The organism is Massilia sp. HP4 (genome assembly GCF_005222695.1).
In the GTDB taxonomy this organism is placed as follows: domain Bacteria; phylum Pseudomonadota; class Gammaproteobacteria; order Burkholderiales; family Burkholderiaceae_D; genus Telluria.
Genome location: NZ_STGG01000074.1, coordinates 95,984 through 109,126 on the forward strand (window position 1 = coordinate 95,984; position 13,143 = coordinate 109,126).

The following is a 13,143-nucleotide window of genomic DNA, read 5'->3' on the forward strand; positions in this document are numbered from 1 at the left end:
TAGACGGCCCGGAATGGAAGTGCACCTTTGAATTCAGCTTTTAGCACGACAGCGTCACGCTTGATGAAGTCCATGGCAATGTTAAGACGAGTGTGCTAGAGCGTTTCGTCAGGTAGTTGAGGATCCGGAAAATTTACGCAAGGCACGTGTTTTATGGTGGCGCGTCATCAAAGACATCTGTGTTACTAACAAGTACTGGGATCACGACAAGATTGAAGTGGTCGATGGTAGATTCAGCACAGGCAAGATGCCTACGATAGAGTCGGCAACTTTCGACGAAAGTAGTTATTCGACGATCTTAAAGCTCTCGGATGATCAGGACCCACTGGAGATCGAGTTATGAAGACGATACGTTCCCGCAAGCGAGAAGGTTCCGCAGTGACAGACGCCGTCAGAGAGCGTGCGATCGAAAAAGGGAATTTAAGGGCGCAGTGCGAACCACATGCGACAAACGTGCGATATATTCCTGACAGTAGGTCTATTGCGCTGGAGTTTAGCGACTCGACTGCTGTCCTGCTTCCAATTGCTAACTATCCCGAGCTCGCCCCGCTCTCAGGCAGTGAGCTTGCCCGATTGACTCTTGGATTTGGCGGAACTGCGCTTTGCCTTGAGGAGAGCGATCTCGATATCGCGATCGCTGGATTGGTGGCGGCGAGTGCACTTCCCAAGAGTCTTGCAAACGCTGTAGTCGCAGCAGCGCCGCCGAAAGTCACCTACCTTAAAGGAATTCGGCGCCTTGGCGCGAGCCGGTCATCTGTCGACCGAGTCTACGTTAATTTGCATGAGACGTGGGAGATACAATATTGGACCAAGGCGCTAGGTGTCAGCGAGGAGGCGTTGAGGCATGCCGCGTTAGGCGTGAAGGACATTCGAAAGGAACACATCGACGAGAATGGCGGTGATTCGGCGATCACCTATTTCCGTGTTTAACGCGGTCTCGGGCTGAATCGGTGGGTTCGCCGAGGTCGTGTGTTTTTGCTTGCACGTCATTGCTGTGGGTGATGACAACGCTCGGGCATGGCGCCCGGCGTGGCGCTCCCCGCCCCCTGGCCTTACAATGGCAAGATGTTTATCGATTCCCATTGCCATATCAATTTCCCGGAGCTGGCAGCCCGCATGCCCGAGATCCTGGCCAAGATGGCCGAGAACAAGGTGACGCACGCGCTGTGCGTCTCGGTCGACCTGCCCGATTTTCCGCAAGTGCTCGCCCTGGCCGAGCAGCATCCCCATATCTTTGCCTCGGTCGGCGTCCATCCCGACTATGAAGACACGCCGGAGCCGACCGTGCAGCAACTGGTCGAGCTGGCCGATCACCCGAAGATCGTCGCCATCGGCGAGACCGGCCTGGATTACTACCGCCTGGAAGGCGACCTCGAATGGCAGCGCGAGCGCTTCCGCGTCCATATCCGCGCCTCGCGCGAGACCCGCAAGCCGCTGATCATCCATACCCGCGCCGCCAGCGAAGACACGATCCGCCTCATGAAGGAAGAGGGCGCCGGTACCGATGCGGGCGGCGTCGCCGGCGTCATGCACTGCTTCACCGAATCGCTGGCAGTGGCCGAGGCCGCCATGGCCCAGGGCTTCTATATTTCGTTCTCGGGCATCGTCACCTTCAAGAGCGCCAAGGAATTGCAGGCAGTGGCGCAAGCCGTGCCGCTCGAGCGCATGCTGATCGAGACCGATTCGCCCTACCTGGCGCCGGTGCCGTTCCGCGGCAGGATGAACGAGCCGGGCTATGTGGCCCATGTGGCCGAATATATCGCCACGCTCAAGGGCGTGTCGCTGCGCGACGTCGCGGCGCAAACGAGCGAGAATTTCTTCAACCTGTTCCAGACCGCCAGGAGCTGACCCCGTGCCGATTCGCCGCCTGCTTGCCACCAGCCTGTTGTTTGCCGCAATATCCAGCGCCGGCGCCCATGCCGCCCCGCCGCCGCCGACCGAGCAGCAGGTGAGTTCCTTCTTCCGCGCAGTGCAGATGGACGACGCCAACACCGTGCGCAAGATGGTCGGTGCGGTCGTCAATGCCAACGAACTGAACCCGCTGGGCGGCGAGCCGGCCCTGGTGCTGGCCATCCGCGAAGGCGCGCGCGACGTGGTGCGTGAACTGCTGCGCCACCCGGGCACCGACCTCGAGCGCCAGGCCGTCAATGGCAATACCGCCCTGATGATGGCCGCCTTCAAGGGCGATGAAGAGGTCGTGCGGGCGCTGCTGGACAAGGGCGCCAAGGTGAACCAGCCCGGCTGGACCGCGCTGCATTACGCCGCAGCCGGTGGCCACGACAAGATCGCGCAACTGCTGGTCGAGCGCGGCGCCATGCTCGATACGCTGTCGCCGCGCCAGAGCGGCGCCTACACCCCGCTGATGCTGGCGGCGCGCGAAGGAAAGGACGGCACGGCGCGCCTGCTGCTCGCGCGCGGCGCCAAGACCGGACTCAAGAATGCCGAGGGATTGACGGCGGCCCAGATCGCCAAGCAGGCGGGGCGCGACAAGCTGGCCGGTGAATTGACCCAATGAACGGCGAATTGGGCGGTAAAACGCTCTCAGCTCGACCAATTGCGCACGGGCAAGTGTATCCATAATGCTTTCACGGTCAAACGACCACCGAATAAACAAGGATATCCATGCTCAACGAACGCGAAATTGAAAGCTGCTATCTGGGGCAGTTCATTCCAGTCCATTACCATCACAATATGCTGATGGACCAGAACCGGATGCACAGCTTCAAGAACGCCATCCATTATTCGGTGTTCCCCGGCGCGAAAGTCCTTGAATTGGGTGGCGGCACCGGTGTGTTGTCCTTCTTTGCGGCCCAGAACGCCTCGAAAGTGTATTGCGTCGAGTTCAACCCGGACATGGTGACCGAGGCGCGCCGCTTCCTGGCGATGAATCCGAACGGCGAGAAGGTCGAGGTGGTTCATGCCGACGCCTTCGACTACCTGCCGCCGGAGCCGGTGGACGTCGTGATCTGCGAGATGATCCACGTCGGCATGCTGCGCGAAAAACAGGTCGAGGTGATCGAATCGTTCAAGCGCCGCTACCTGGCCAGGTTCGGCGGCCCGCTGCCGCTGTTCATGCCCGAAGCCGTGATCATGGCGGCCCAGCCGCTGCAGCAAGAGTACGATTTCGACGGCTTTCATGCCCCGATCGTGCAGTTCCAGGAAACCGGCGTGGTCCAGCCGGGCACGGTCGAGCTGGCCCAGCCCGCCGTGTACAGCATCCTCGATTTCAGCCAGCCGGTCGACAGCCTGATCGCCTGGGAGGGTTCGGTGCTGGTCGAGCAGGGCGGCACCCTGAATGCGATGCGCTTCGTGACCAAGAACGTGCTGGCCATCGTGCAGGAGCAGGCGACCACGATCGACTGGCTCAACCACTACATGACCCTGCCGCTGTACCGTCCGATCGACGTGAAAGCCGGCGACCTGCTGCGCATTTCCTTCGCCTACCGGGCCGGCGGTTCGATCCCGTCGCTGCAAGCCTCGATCCAGTGCGAGGTGGTCGCGCAACAGGACGAAGCGGCCCACGCCCCTGCCATCCAGGAAGCGGCGACCTTCGCCTGATGCTCCATTGAAGGGCGGACCGCCAGGTCCGCTCATCCATTCGGGCGACCGTTCGGACCGCCTTTTCCCCCGTTTATCGCACGCCGCTGGCCCGGCCATGTCTTTCGGCATACATTGACGATGCCAATGTTTCTTCATGGAGAAAGACAATGCTGAGTTTCCTGGTATGGCTGGTGCTGCTGTTCCTGTGCTGGCCAATCGCGCTCCTCGCCCTGGTGCTGTATCCTGTGGTGTGGCTGCTGTTGCTGCCATTTCGTCTGCTGGGCATCGGGGTCGATGCCGTATTCAACCTGCTGCGCGCGATCGTCATGTTGCCTGCGCGCGTGCTCGGCCATAATCCGGCGCGCTAGGTTGCTTGGCTGGGCTTGCCTGGGTTGCCCGGGCCATTCAGCAGAATGTTCGGCAAATAACAGACGATGGCCACGCGATCTTCTACTGTGGAGCTGCGCGCTTTCATCCGGAAAGCGCGCATTGAATAGAGGAAAATGACTATGCGCCTGGATATTTACCGCAGAGCCGAACACGACGGCAAGTTCTCGTACCTGGCCGTGCCCGAAGCCAAGAACATTCCCGAAGAAGCCACCAATACCGATTGGGAGATCGAGGCCCGTGCCTTCGAAGTCGACGACAACGCCGACCAGATCGCGGATTTCGACATCGATAACCTCAGCGGCCAGATCGCCGAAAAAGGGTATGCGATGACGTCGGTCCTGCACTGACATTTTCCTGGCGGGCATTGCCCGCCACGGCCGGCAAGGGGGCAGTCCAGCCCGGCGCCGGCGCCGAAAAACGCACTGTATCCCTTGCTCTTCCAGAAGTCGGCAGGCCTCCACGGCCGGGTAGCCGATGTGGTATCCTGCGTCCTTGATCAAGGTAGTCAGCCGCTTGCATGGCTGCGATGGAGGATGCGATGAAGTGGGTGCTGGTGGGTTTCTATATTCTGTCTATCCTGCACATCCATTTTCGCGGGCGCGTGCGCCTGCCGCTGCGCCGCCAGATTTTCGACCACTCGTCGTTCATGGCGCCGATCAATATTTTCATGCACAAGTTCTCGAAGGTGCCGAACACGCCCTTCATTCCGGTGAGCGAGTTCCCCGAACTGGCGCGCCTGCAAGAGAACTGGCCGGTCATCCGCGCCGAAGCCGAGAACTTGCTGGCGCTCAAGAAGATCAAGGCCGCCGAGCAGAACGACGATGCCGGTTTCAACTCCTTCTTCAAGAACGGCTGGAAGCGCTTCTACCTCAAGTGGTATGACGCCAGCCACCCGTCGGCCGAGCGCCTGTGCCCGCAAACCTATGCGCTGCTGCAATCGATCCCCTCGGTCAAGGCCGCGATGTTCGCCGAGCTGCCGCCAGGTGGCAAGCTGAACCCGCACCGCGACCCGTTCGCCGGCTCGATGCGCTACCACCTGGGCCTGGCCACGCCGAACGACGACCGCTGCTTCATCGACGTCGATGGTGAGCGTCACAGCTGGCGCGACGGCCAGGGCGTCGTGTTCGACGAAACCTTCATCCATTGGGCGATCAACGGGAGCGAGAGCGACCGTATCATCCTGTTCTGCGACGTCGAGCGTCCGATGCGCTTCCGCTGGATGGGCGCCTTCAACCGCTGGTTCGGCCGCACCGTCATGACCGCCGCCGCTTCGCCCAACGAGACCGGCGACCAGGTGGGCCTGGTGAGCAAGCTGTTCCGTATTTCCTTCTACGCCGGCCAGTATCGCCGCCGCTTCAAGGCCTGGAACAAGACCGCCTACAACATCACCCGCGTGGCGCTGGTAATTGCCCTGATCGCCTTCATCGTCTGGATCTGACTGAAGGACTATTCTTATAGGCCCTAAGTCCTAATGCGCGCGGGCGGCAGAGCCCGCACAATCCATGTGGTTCCCGACAACGGGCATTCGGGCATTGTGGCTACAATGGCCGTTCTGATGTAATCACTGGAGAAAAGTCGATGGCAAAGGTATTGGTACTATATTACTCGTCGTATGGCCACATCGAGACGATGGCGAACGCCGTCGCCGAAGGCGCGCGCAGCGCGGGCGCCACGGTCGACGTCAAGCGCGTCCCTGAAACCGTCCCGGAAGAAGTCGCCAAGGGCGCCCACTTCAAGCTGGACCAGGCCGCGCCGGTCGCCACCCCGGCCGAGCTCGAACATTACGACGCCATCATCGTCGGCGCGCCGACCCGCTACGGCCGCATGCCGGGCCAGATGGCGGCCTTCCTCGACCAGACCGGCGGCCTGTGGGCCCGTGGCGCGCTCAACGGCAAGGTGGGCGGCGCCTTCACCTCGACCGCCACCCAGCACGGCGGCCAGGAAGCGACGCTGTTCTCGATCATCACCAACCTGCTGCACTTCGGCATGACCATCGTCGGCCTGCCGTACAGCTACCAGGAACAGATGACCCTGGACGAAATCGTCGGCGGCAGCCCGTATGGCGCGTCGACCATCGCCGGCGGCCAGGGCCAGCGCCAGCCGAGCGAGAAAGACCTGGGCGGCGCTCGCCATCAGGGCGAGCTGATCGCCAAGACGGCAAACAAGCTGTTCGGCTGATTGTTCGGCCGAGAATCCGCGGCGGCCGGCGCCAAGCGCCGGCCGTGATTCTTTGATATCGTAGGCATCCTGTTCATTCGACGAGGTGCCCGCGATATGCCTGACTTGTCCGCATTTCCCATCACCGAAAAATGGCCTGCCCGGCATCCTGACCGGCTGCAGCTGTACTCGCTGCCGACGCCGAACGGCGTCAAGATCCCGATCATGCTCGAAGAGATCGGCTTGCCCTACGAGGTCCACAAGGTCGATTTCTCGAAGGACGAGCAGAACTCGCCGGCCTTCCTGTCGCTGAACCCGAACAACAAGATTCCCGCCATCCTCGATCCGAACGGGCCGGGAGGCAAGCCGCTGGCCCTGTTCGAGTCCGGCGCCATCCTGGTCTATCTCGCCGACAAGACCGGCAAGCTGCTGCCGGCCGATCCTGCCGCGCGCTACCACGCGATCCAGTGGCTGATGTTCTAGATCGGCGGCGTGGGGCCGATGTTCGGGCAAGTCGGTTTCTTCACCAAATTCGCCGGCAAGGATTACGAAGACAAGCGCCCGCGCGACCGCTACGTGGCCGAGGCGCGGCGCCTGCTCGGCGTGATCGACGCCCAGCTCGGACGCAATGCCTGGATCGCGGGCGAGGAATTCACGATTGCCGACATCGCGATCTTGCCATGGGTGAATAACCTGCTGACCTTCTACGAGGCGAGCGAGCTGGTTGGTGCTACCGACTTCACGCATATCACGGCCACGCTGGAAAAATTCCTGGCGCGGCCGTCGGTGCAAAAAGGCCTGAAGATCCCGGCCTGAATCAATACGGGCTGGCGGTCGGCCGCACGATCATTTCGCTGACGTCGACGTCGGCCGGCTGTTCGGTCGCGAAGGCGATGGCGCGCGCGATCGCCTCGGGCTTGATCGCGACCTTGCGGAACTCGCGCATCGTGTCGCGCGCCAGGCCGTCCGAGATCGACTCGGCCAGTTCCGATTCCACCACGCCCGGCGAGACCAGGGTGACGCGGATGTCGCCGCCCACTTCCTGGCGCAGGCCTTCGGTGATGGCGGCCACCGCGAACTTGGTCGCGCAGTACACTGCCGCCGTCGGGCTGACCGCATAGGCGCCGATCGAGGCGATATTGATGAACTGGCCGCTGCGCCGCGCCTGCATGCCCGGCAGCACAGTGGCAATACCGTGCAGCACGCCGCGGATGTTCACGTCGATCATGCGGTTCCACTCGTCGATCTTGAGCGCCTCGAGCTTCGACAGCGGCATCACGCCCGCGTTATTGACCAGCACATCGACCTGGCCATGACGCTCGACGGCGAAGGCGACGAATTCCTGCATGCTTTCCAGGCTCGTCACATCGAGCTGGGCGACGTCGGCCACGCCGCCGGTTTCGCGGATCTCGCTCGCCAGCGCCACCAGCCGCTCGGTACGGCGGGCGCCCAGCACCACGCGATGGCCGAGCGCAGCCAGATGGCGGGCGGTGGCTTCGCCGATGCCGCTGCTGGCGCCGGTGATCAGGACGACTTTGGACAGTTGGTCTTTCATGGTGGACTCCCTTGTGTGGTTGGACAGTGGAGCCAGTATGGACGCGGATTCCTTCGCCGCCCATGCCGAAAAGTCGGCGTGGATTGCACAATCGTCCGGATATGAGCCAGGTGCAAGCGCGGCGCCCGCAGGAGCCGTGCTGGTCGAAGGCGGCAGACAGCCGCCTCGAAAGATGCCGGTTACGCCGGCGACGTCGCCTTGTCGCGCGGGCGCTGGCGGTGGAAGGTCAGCGGCGTATATTCGACGTTCGACGGCGGCGGCGACTTGAGGATATTCGATTTCATGGCGCCGACCACGTGCATCTCGCAGGGCTTGCAGTCGAAGCGCAGCGTGTATTTCTCGTCGCCGCTGACCAGGGTCATCGGCTCGGCCTTCACCTGGCCCTGCACGCCCTGCACACCCTTGGCCTGTTTCGGGCACAGGTTGAACGAGAAGCGCAGGCAGTGCTTGGTGATCATCAGCGACACTTCGCCGGCTTCTTCGTGCGCCTCGTAGGCCGCGTCGATCAGCTGCACGCCGTGCTTGTGATAGAAGGCGCGCGCTTTTTCGTTATAGACGTTGGCCAGGTAGCTCAGCTGGGCGTCAGGGTACACAGCCGGCGGCTCCACCGCGGCCTTGCGCTGCGGCCGATCCCAGGCCGCCAGGCGCGCGGCTTCGTGGGCGGCGATGGCGTCGCGGCGCAGCGCGTTGATGACGCCGTTCGGCACGAACCAGGGCTGGCTCAGCGACAGGGCGATGTGGCCGGCCTCGAACATCGTGTTGCCCAGCTTGGCCAGGCTGGCGCGCAGCGAGGCCTCGGCCTGCGCCGCTTGCTGGGCTGCCTGCAGTTCGATCATGGCTTCGGCGCCGGAGGCAATGCCATCCTCGTCGACGACATCCAGGCGCAGGCCGCCCGCCACTTCGCTGAGGATCAGGTCGACCGCTACCTTGCGCTCGGCCGATTTTTTATTCAGCGTCGCTTCCCACTGGTGGTCGCGGTTGCGGTGGATGACGGTGCCGACCTTGAGGCCGGCCAGGGTCGGCATCGGCTCGTTGGGGTACACGCGCCAGCGCTGGCCGTCGGGCTCATCGCCCAGCTTCTCGGCGCGGTTGGCCTGGATGCCGCAGGTGGTGCGCTTGTTCATGTAGTTCAGGCCATCGCCATTGGCCATCGGCATGGTGGTGACGATGTCGAAGCTGTCGCCGTTCAGGCGCGCCACGATGCCCAGTTCCACGCCCACGTATTTCGGCGAGTCGAAGGCGCCGATGTCGGTCAGGCGACCCTGGGCGAAGTATTCGGTGTGGCCGCGGTGGAAATTCTTGTCGACGTCGGGCGTAAACATCACGCGGGTGCGGCCGCTGGCGGCGCGCGTGAATTCGGGGCGGCGCTCGAGCAGTTCGTCCAGCAGCAGGCGGTAGTGGGCGGTGATGTTCTTGACGTAGCCCATGTCCTTGTAGCGGCCCTCGATCTTGAACGAGCGGATGCCGGCGTCGACCAGCGCTTCCAGGTTGCGGCTCTGGTCGTTGTCCTTCATCGACAGCAGGTGCTTGTCGAAGGCCACCACCCGGCCCTGGCCGTCGCTGAGCGTATAGGGCAGGCGGCAGGCCTGCGAGCAGTCGCCGCGGTTGGCCGAGCGGCCGGTATCGGCGTGCGAGATATAGCACTGGCCCGAAAAAGCCACGCACAGGGCGCCGTGTACGAAATACTCGAGCGGGGTATCGACCGCGGCGTGGATCTTGCGGATCTGCTCGACCGTGAGTTCACGCGCCAGCACCAGTTGCGAGAAGCCGACGTCGCCCAGGAATTTCGCCTTTTCAAAGCCGCGGATATCGCACTGGGTGCTGGCATGCAGCTGGATCGGCGGCAGGTCGAGCTCGAGCAGGCCCATGTCCTGGATGATCAGGGCGTCGACGCCGGCTTCGTACAGCTGCCAGATCTGCTTGCGCGCGAGTTCGAGTTCGCTGTCGTGCATGATGGTGTTCATGGTCACGAAGATGCGCGCGCGGTAGCCGTGGGCGAATTGCACCAGGGCGGCGATGTCTTCCAGCGGATTGCTGGCGTTATGCCGCGCACCGAAGGCCGGACCGCCGATGTACACGGCGTCGGCGCCGTGGAGGATTGCCTCGCGGCCGATTTCGGCGGTCTTGGCGGGCGAGAGCAATTCGAGCTCGTGGGCAAGCAGTGACATGGTGTTTCCTTTGGGGCGAAGGACGAAATTATAGCGAGATGGCGGGGTCCCGTCATGTCGGATGTGGCGCCAAGGGCACTCGACCATCCTGATATTGCACCAAGGCAGGAGCGATTCATTGAATGCAGCTTGTGGGGGATGCGGATGTTAGCGCAAACTGTTGAGCAGTAGCCAGTTCTCAGGCGGTGTGCCGCTACCTGGCCTTTTCCCGAGGGCAGGGCCGATGACATAACGCTATTCGTGCTAACATTCCGCGATATTACTAACTTCTAAAAGAAATATTCGACATGAGTAAAGCGAGCATCGAGGCCGTCCGAGAATCGATGGAGCAGGGCAAGCCCACCATGGTGGACGTGGCCAAGCTCGCCGGCGTGTCCGCGATGACGGTGTCCCGCGTCATGAATGGCAAGAGCCTGGTGCGCGAGAGCACCCGGCGCAAGGTGGCCGAGGCGGTCGCTGCGCTCAATTACACGCCAAACCAGGAGGCGCGCAACCTGGCCGGCTCCAAGCCGATCCGTGTCGGGTTCCTGTACAGCAATCCGAGCGCGGCCTACCTGAGTGAATTCCTGGTCGGCCTGCTCAACCAGTCGGGCCTGAACAATGTCCAGCTGTTCGTCGAAAAGTGCGAGGCCGGCAACCACGAGATCGAGCATACCCAGCGCCTGATCAATAATGGCCTGGATGGCGTGATCCTGCCGCCGCCGCTGTGCGATAGCGTGGCCGTGCTCGAATGCGTGGCCAATGCCGGCATTCCGGCGGTGGTGGTGGCCTGCGGTTCGCCGGCGCCCGGCGTCGGGGCGGTCAGCATCGACGACTACCAGGCCGCCCACTACATGACGCGTCACCTGATCGCGCTGGGCCACCAGCGCATCGGCTTCGTGGTCGGCCATCCGAACCAGACCGCCAGCGCGCGCCGTCTTGACGGCTACCGCAAGGCGATCGCCGAGAAGGGCGCCGACGCCTCCGAAGAGCTGGTGGTGCAGGGCATGTTCACCTACCGCTCGGGCCTGGATGCGGCGGAACAGCTGCTGGCGCTGGCCGACCGGCCGACGGCGATCTTCGCCAGCAACGACGACATGGCCGCCGCCACGGTGGCGGTCGCGCACCGCCTCGGGCTGGACGTGCCGGGCGACCTGACGGTCACCGGTTTCGACGACACCGCCCTGGCCACCACGATCTGGCCCGAGCTGACCACCGTGCGCCAGCCGATCGCCGGCATGGCGCGCGAAGCGGTACAGGCCCTGGTGCGGCGCGTGCGCGCGCAGCGCGAGAACGAACCGGCCGAGCCTGAGCAGACGCGCATGGACTTCGAACTGGTGCGGCGCCAGTCCGACGCCGCTCCGCGCACCCGTCCTCCGGCGCGCCTGCCGGCGGTCGCGAAAGCACGCTGAACCGCCGGCACGGCCGGGGGCGCCAGCCCGATGAAAACCATTTCACTAATTCGTTGACAACGCTCCAAGGGGCCGATTAGACTGGGATGATTGCGCTAACAGTTCTGTTAAGGGAATGTTGGGGCTTCATAATATTCAGAATAATCTGGAGACGACCATGACGGCACATGCCGACCCTACGCCGGCCGAGCGCGAGCGCGCGTTGCCGGTCTATGCAAGCTATCCGGACCTGCGCGACAAGCGGGTCGTCATCACCGGCGGCGGCTCCGGGATCGGTAGCGAACTGGTGGCGGCATTTGCCGGCCAGGGCGCGCGGGTCTGGTTCCTCGATATCGCCGATGCCGCCGCGCAGGCGCTGGTGGCGACGCAGGCTGGATCTGTCCACGTTCCCCGTTTCGTGCACTGTGACCTGACCGACCTCGATGCGCTGGCGGCAAGCTTCGCCGCCATCGAGCAGGAGGCCGGCGGCATCGACATCCTCCTGAATAACGCCGCCAACGACGACCGCCACGGCATCGACGGCGTAACGCCGGCCTACTGGGACGAGCGCATGGCGGTCAACCTGCGCCATCAGTTCTTCTGCGCCCAGGCCGCGGTGCGCGGCATGCGGCGCCAGAAGGCCGGCGTGATCCTGAACTTCGGCTCGATTTCCTGGCACCTGGCGTCGAACGGCATGCCGCTGTACCTGACGGCGAAGGCTGCGATCGAGGGCCTCAGCCGCGCGCTGGCGCGCGACCTCGGGCCCGATAATATTCGTGTCAACACCGTGGTGCCCGGAGCGGTGCGCACGCCGCGCCAGGACACCTTGTGGCATTCGCCGGCCGAAGAAGCGCGCATCCTGGCCGGCCAGTGCCTGCCGGAGCGGGTCGGGATGTGGGACGTGGCGGCGCTGTCGCTGTTCCTGGCCTCGAACAATGCGCGCCGCTGCAGCGGCCGCGAATACTTCGTCGACGCGGGTTGGTACGGCGCATGAGCGGGCATCCTCCACGCCGGTTCCGGTCGCAGGACTGGTTCGACAATCCCGAGCGCATCGACATGACCGCGCTCTACCTCGAGCGCTTCATGAACTACGGGATCACGCCCGAGGAGCTGCGCTGCGGCAAGCCGATCATCGGCATCGCCCAGAGCGGCAGCGATATCGCGCCGTGCAACCGCGTCCACCTGGAGCTGGCCAAGCGCGTGCGCGACGGCATCCGCGACGCCGGTGGCATCCCGATGGAATTCCCGCTGCACCCGATCTTCGAAAACTGCCGCCGCCCGACCGCGGCGCTGGACCGCAACCTGGCCTATCTGGGCCTGGTCGAGATCCTGCACGGCTATCCGATCGACGCCGTCGTGCTCACCACCGGCTGCGACAAGACCGTGCCGGCCCAGCTGATGGCCGTGTCGACGGTCGACATTCCCGCCATCGTGCTGTCGGGCGGGCCGATGCTCGACGGCTGGTTCGAAGGTGAACTGGTCGGTTCTGGCGCCGCGATCTGGAAGGCCCGCCGCCAGCTGGCGGCGGGCAGCATCGACGAAAAGAAGTTCGTCGACATCGCCACCGCCTCGGCGCCGTCCGCCGGTCACTGCAACACCATGGGCACCGCGTCGACGATGAACGCGGTGGCCGAAGCGCTGGGCATGTCGCTGACCGGCTGCTCGGCCATTCCCGCACCATACCGCGAGCGCGGCCAGATGGCGTATGAGACGGGCCGCCGCATCGTGGAGCTGGCCAAAGAGGATATCCGCCCATCGAGCATCCTGACGCGCGAAGCCTTCCTGGACGCGATCGTGGTCAATGCCGCCATCGGCGGCTCGAGCAACGCCCAGCCGCACATCGTGGCGATGGCGCGCCATGCCGGGGTCGACATCACGCCCGAGGACTGGATGGAATACGGCTACCAGGTGCCGCTGCTGCTGAACATGCAGCCGGCCGGTAAATACCTGGGCGAGCGCTTCC

At 63.8% G+C, this 13,143-nt stretch carries 13 protein-coding genes and 1 pseudogene; 12 read left to right on the forward strand and 2 right to left on the reverse strand.

Going from position 1 to position 13,143, the window contains the following annotated elements; all coding sequences use genetic code 11:
• Nucleotides 1–339 precede the first annotated feature (339 nt).
• The 9 genes and pseudogenes from E8M83_RS25710 to E8M83_RS25750 all read left to right on the forward strand — a co-directional run bounded on the left by E8M83_RS25710 (nucleotide 340) and on the right by E8M83_RS25750 (nucleotide 6,903).
• Nucleotides 340–930: a DUF2442 domain-containing protein gene (locus tag E8M83_RS25710; protein ID WP_137176192.1), complete on the forward strand. Its 591-nt coding sequence runs from the start codon at nucleotides 340–342 to the stop codon at nucleotides 928–930.
• Nucleotides 931–1,065: 135 nt separating this feature from the next.
• Nucleotides 1,066–1,848 carry a TatD family hydrolase gene (locus E8M83_RS25715; protein WP_137176193.1) on the forward strand — a complete coding sequence of 261 codons (783 nt, stop codon included), beginning with the start codon at nucleotides 1,066–1,068 and terminating at the stop codon, nucleotides 1,846–1,848.
• Nucleotides 1,849–1,852: 4 nt separating this feature from the next.
• Nucleotides 1,853–2,515, forward strand: a complete 663-nt coding sequence (locus E8M83_RS25720; RefSeq protein ID WP_137176194.1) for an ankyrin repeat domain-containing protein — start codon at nucleotides 1,853–1,855, stop codon at nucleotides 2,513–2,515.
• Nucleotides 2,516–2,622: 107 nt separating this feature from the next.
• Nucleotides 2,623–3,558 (forward strand): methyltransferase domain-containing protein, encoded by a 936-nt coding sequence (locus E8M83_RS25725; protein WP_137176195.1) that lies wholly within the window; start codon nucleotides 2,623–2,625, stop codon nucleotides 3,556–3,558.
• Between the two features lie 149 nt (nucleotides 3,559–3,707).
• The gene (locus E8M83_RS25730) at nucleotides 3,708–3,908 is read left to right on the forward strand and encodes a hypothetical protein (protein WP_123070334.1); all 201 of its coding nucleotides are present in this window, start codon (nucleotides 3,708–3,710) and stop codon (nucleotides 3,906–3,908) included.
• A gap of 141 nt (nucleotides 3,909–4,049) precedes the next feature.
• Nucleotides 4,050–4,277, forward strand: coding sequence for a DUF6139 family protein (locus tag E8M83_RS25735; protein WP_137176196.1), 228 nt, complete (start codon nucleotides 4,050–4,052; stop codon nucleotides 4,275–4,277).
• Between the two features lie 191 nt (nucleotides 4,278–4,468).
• A complete protein-coding gene (gene lpxO, locus E8M83_RS25740) occupies nucleotides 4,469–5,368 on the forward strand; it encodes a lipid A hydroxylase LpxO (RefSeq protein ID WP_137176197.1) in 900 nt (299 codons plus the stop codon).
• A 140-nt stretch (nucleotides 5,369–5,508) separates the two neighbouring features.
• Complete coding sequence (gene wrbA, locus E8M83_RS25745; RefSeq protein WP_137176198.1) at nucleotides 5,509–6,108, forward strand: NAD(P)H:quinone oxidoreductase; 600 nt, start codon at nucleotides 5,509–5,511, stop codon at nucleotides 6,106–6,108.
• Nucleotides 6,109–6,204: 96 nt separating this feature from the next.
• Nucleotides 6,205–6,903 (forward strand): annotated as a pseudogene (locus tag E8M83_RS25750) (glutathione binding-like protein).
• A gap of 1 nt (nucleotide 6,904) precedes the next feature.
• Here the strand turns inward: E8M83_RS25750 and E8M83_RS25755 are convergent.
• Together E8M83_RS25755 and E8M83_RS25760 are read right to left on the reverse strand one after the other, a co-directional pair.
• Nucleotides 6,905–7,642 (reverse strand): SDR family oxidoreductase, encoded by a 738-nt coding sequence (locus tag E8M83_RS25755; protein ID WP_137176199.1) that lies wholly within the window; start codon nucleotides 7,640–7,642, stop codon nucleotides 6,905–6,907.
• 179 nt (nucleotides 7,643–7,821) lie between these two features.
• Entirely contained in the window at nucleotides 7,822–9,810 is a 1,989-nt protein-coding gene (locus tag E8M83_RS25760) for a U32 family peptidase (protein WP_137176200.1), read from the reverse strand.
• A gap of 287 nt (nucleotides 9,811–10,097) precedes the next feature.
• Between E8M83_RS25760 and E8M83_RS25765 the strand changes: the two genes are divergently transcribed.
• The 3 genes from E8M83_RS25765 to E8M83_RS25775 all read left to right on the forward strand — a co-directional run.
• Nucleotides 10,098–11,201 carry a LacI family DNA-binding transcriptional regulator gene (locus E8M83_RS25765; RefSeq protein WP_137176201.1) on the forward strand — a complete coding sequence of 368 codons (1,104 nt, stop codon included), beginning with the start codon at nucleotides 10,098–10,100 and terminating at the stop codon, nucleotides 11,199–11,201.
• A 157-nt stretch (nucleotides 11,202–11,358) separates the two neighbouring features.
• A complete protein-coding gene (locus E8M83_RS25770) occupies nucleotides 11,359–12,174 on the forward strand; it encodes an SDR family NAD(P)-dependent oxidoreductase (RefSeq protein WP_137176202.1) in 816 nt (271 codons plus the stop codon).
• Nucleotides 12,171–13,143: dihydroxy-acid dehydratase (locus E8M83_RS25775; RefSeq protein ID WP_170976926.1), on the forward strand; the 973-nt coding region annotated here is incomplete at its 3' end. The genes E8M83_RS25770 and E8M83_RS25775, both read left to right, overlap by 4 nt.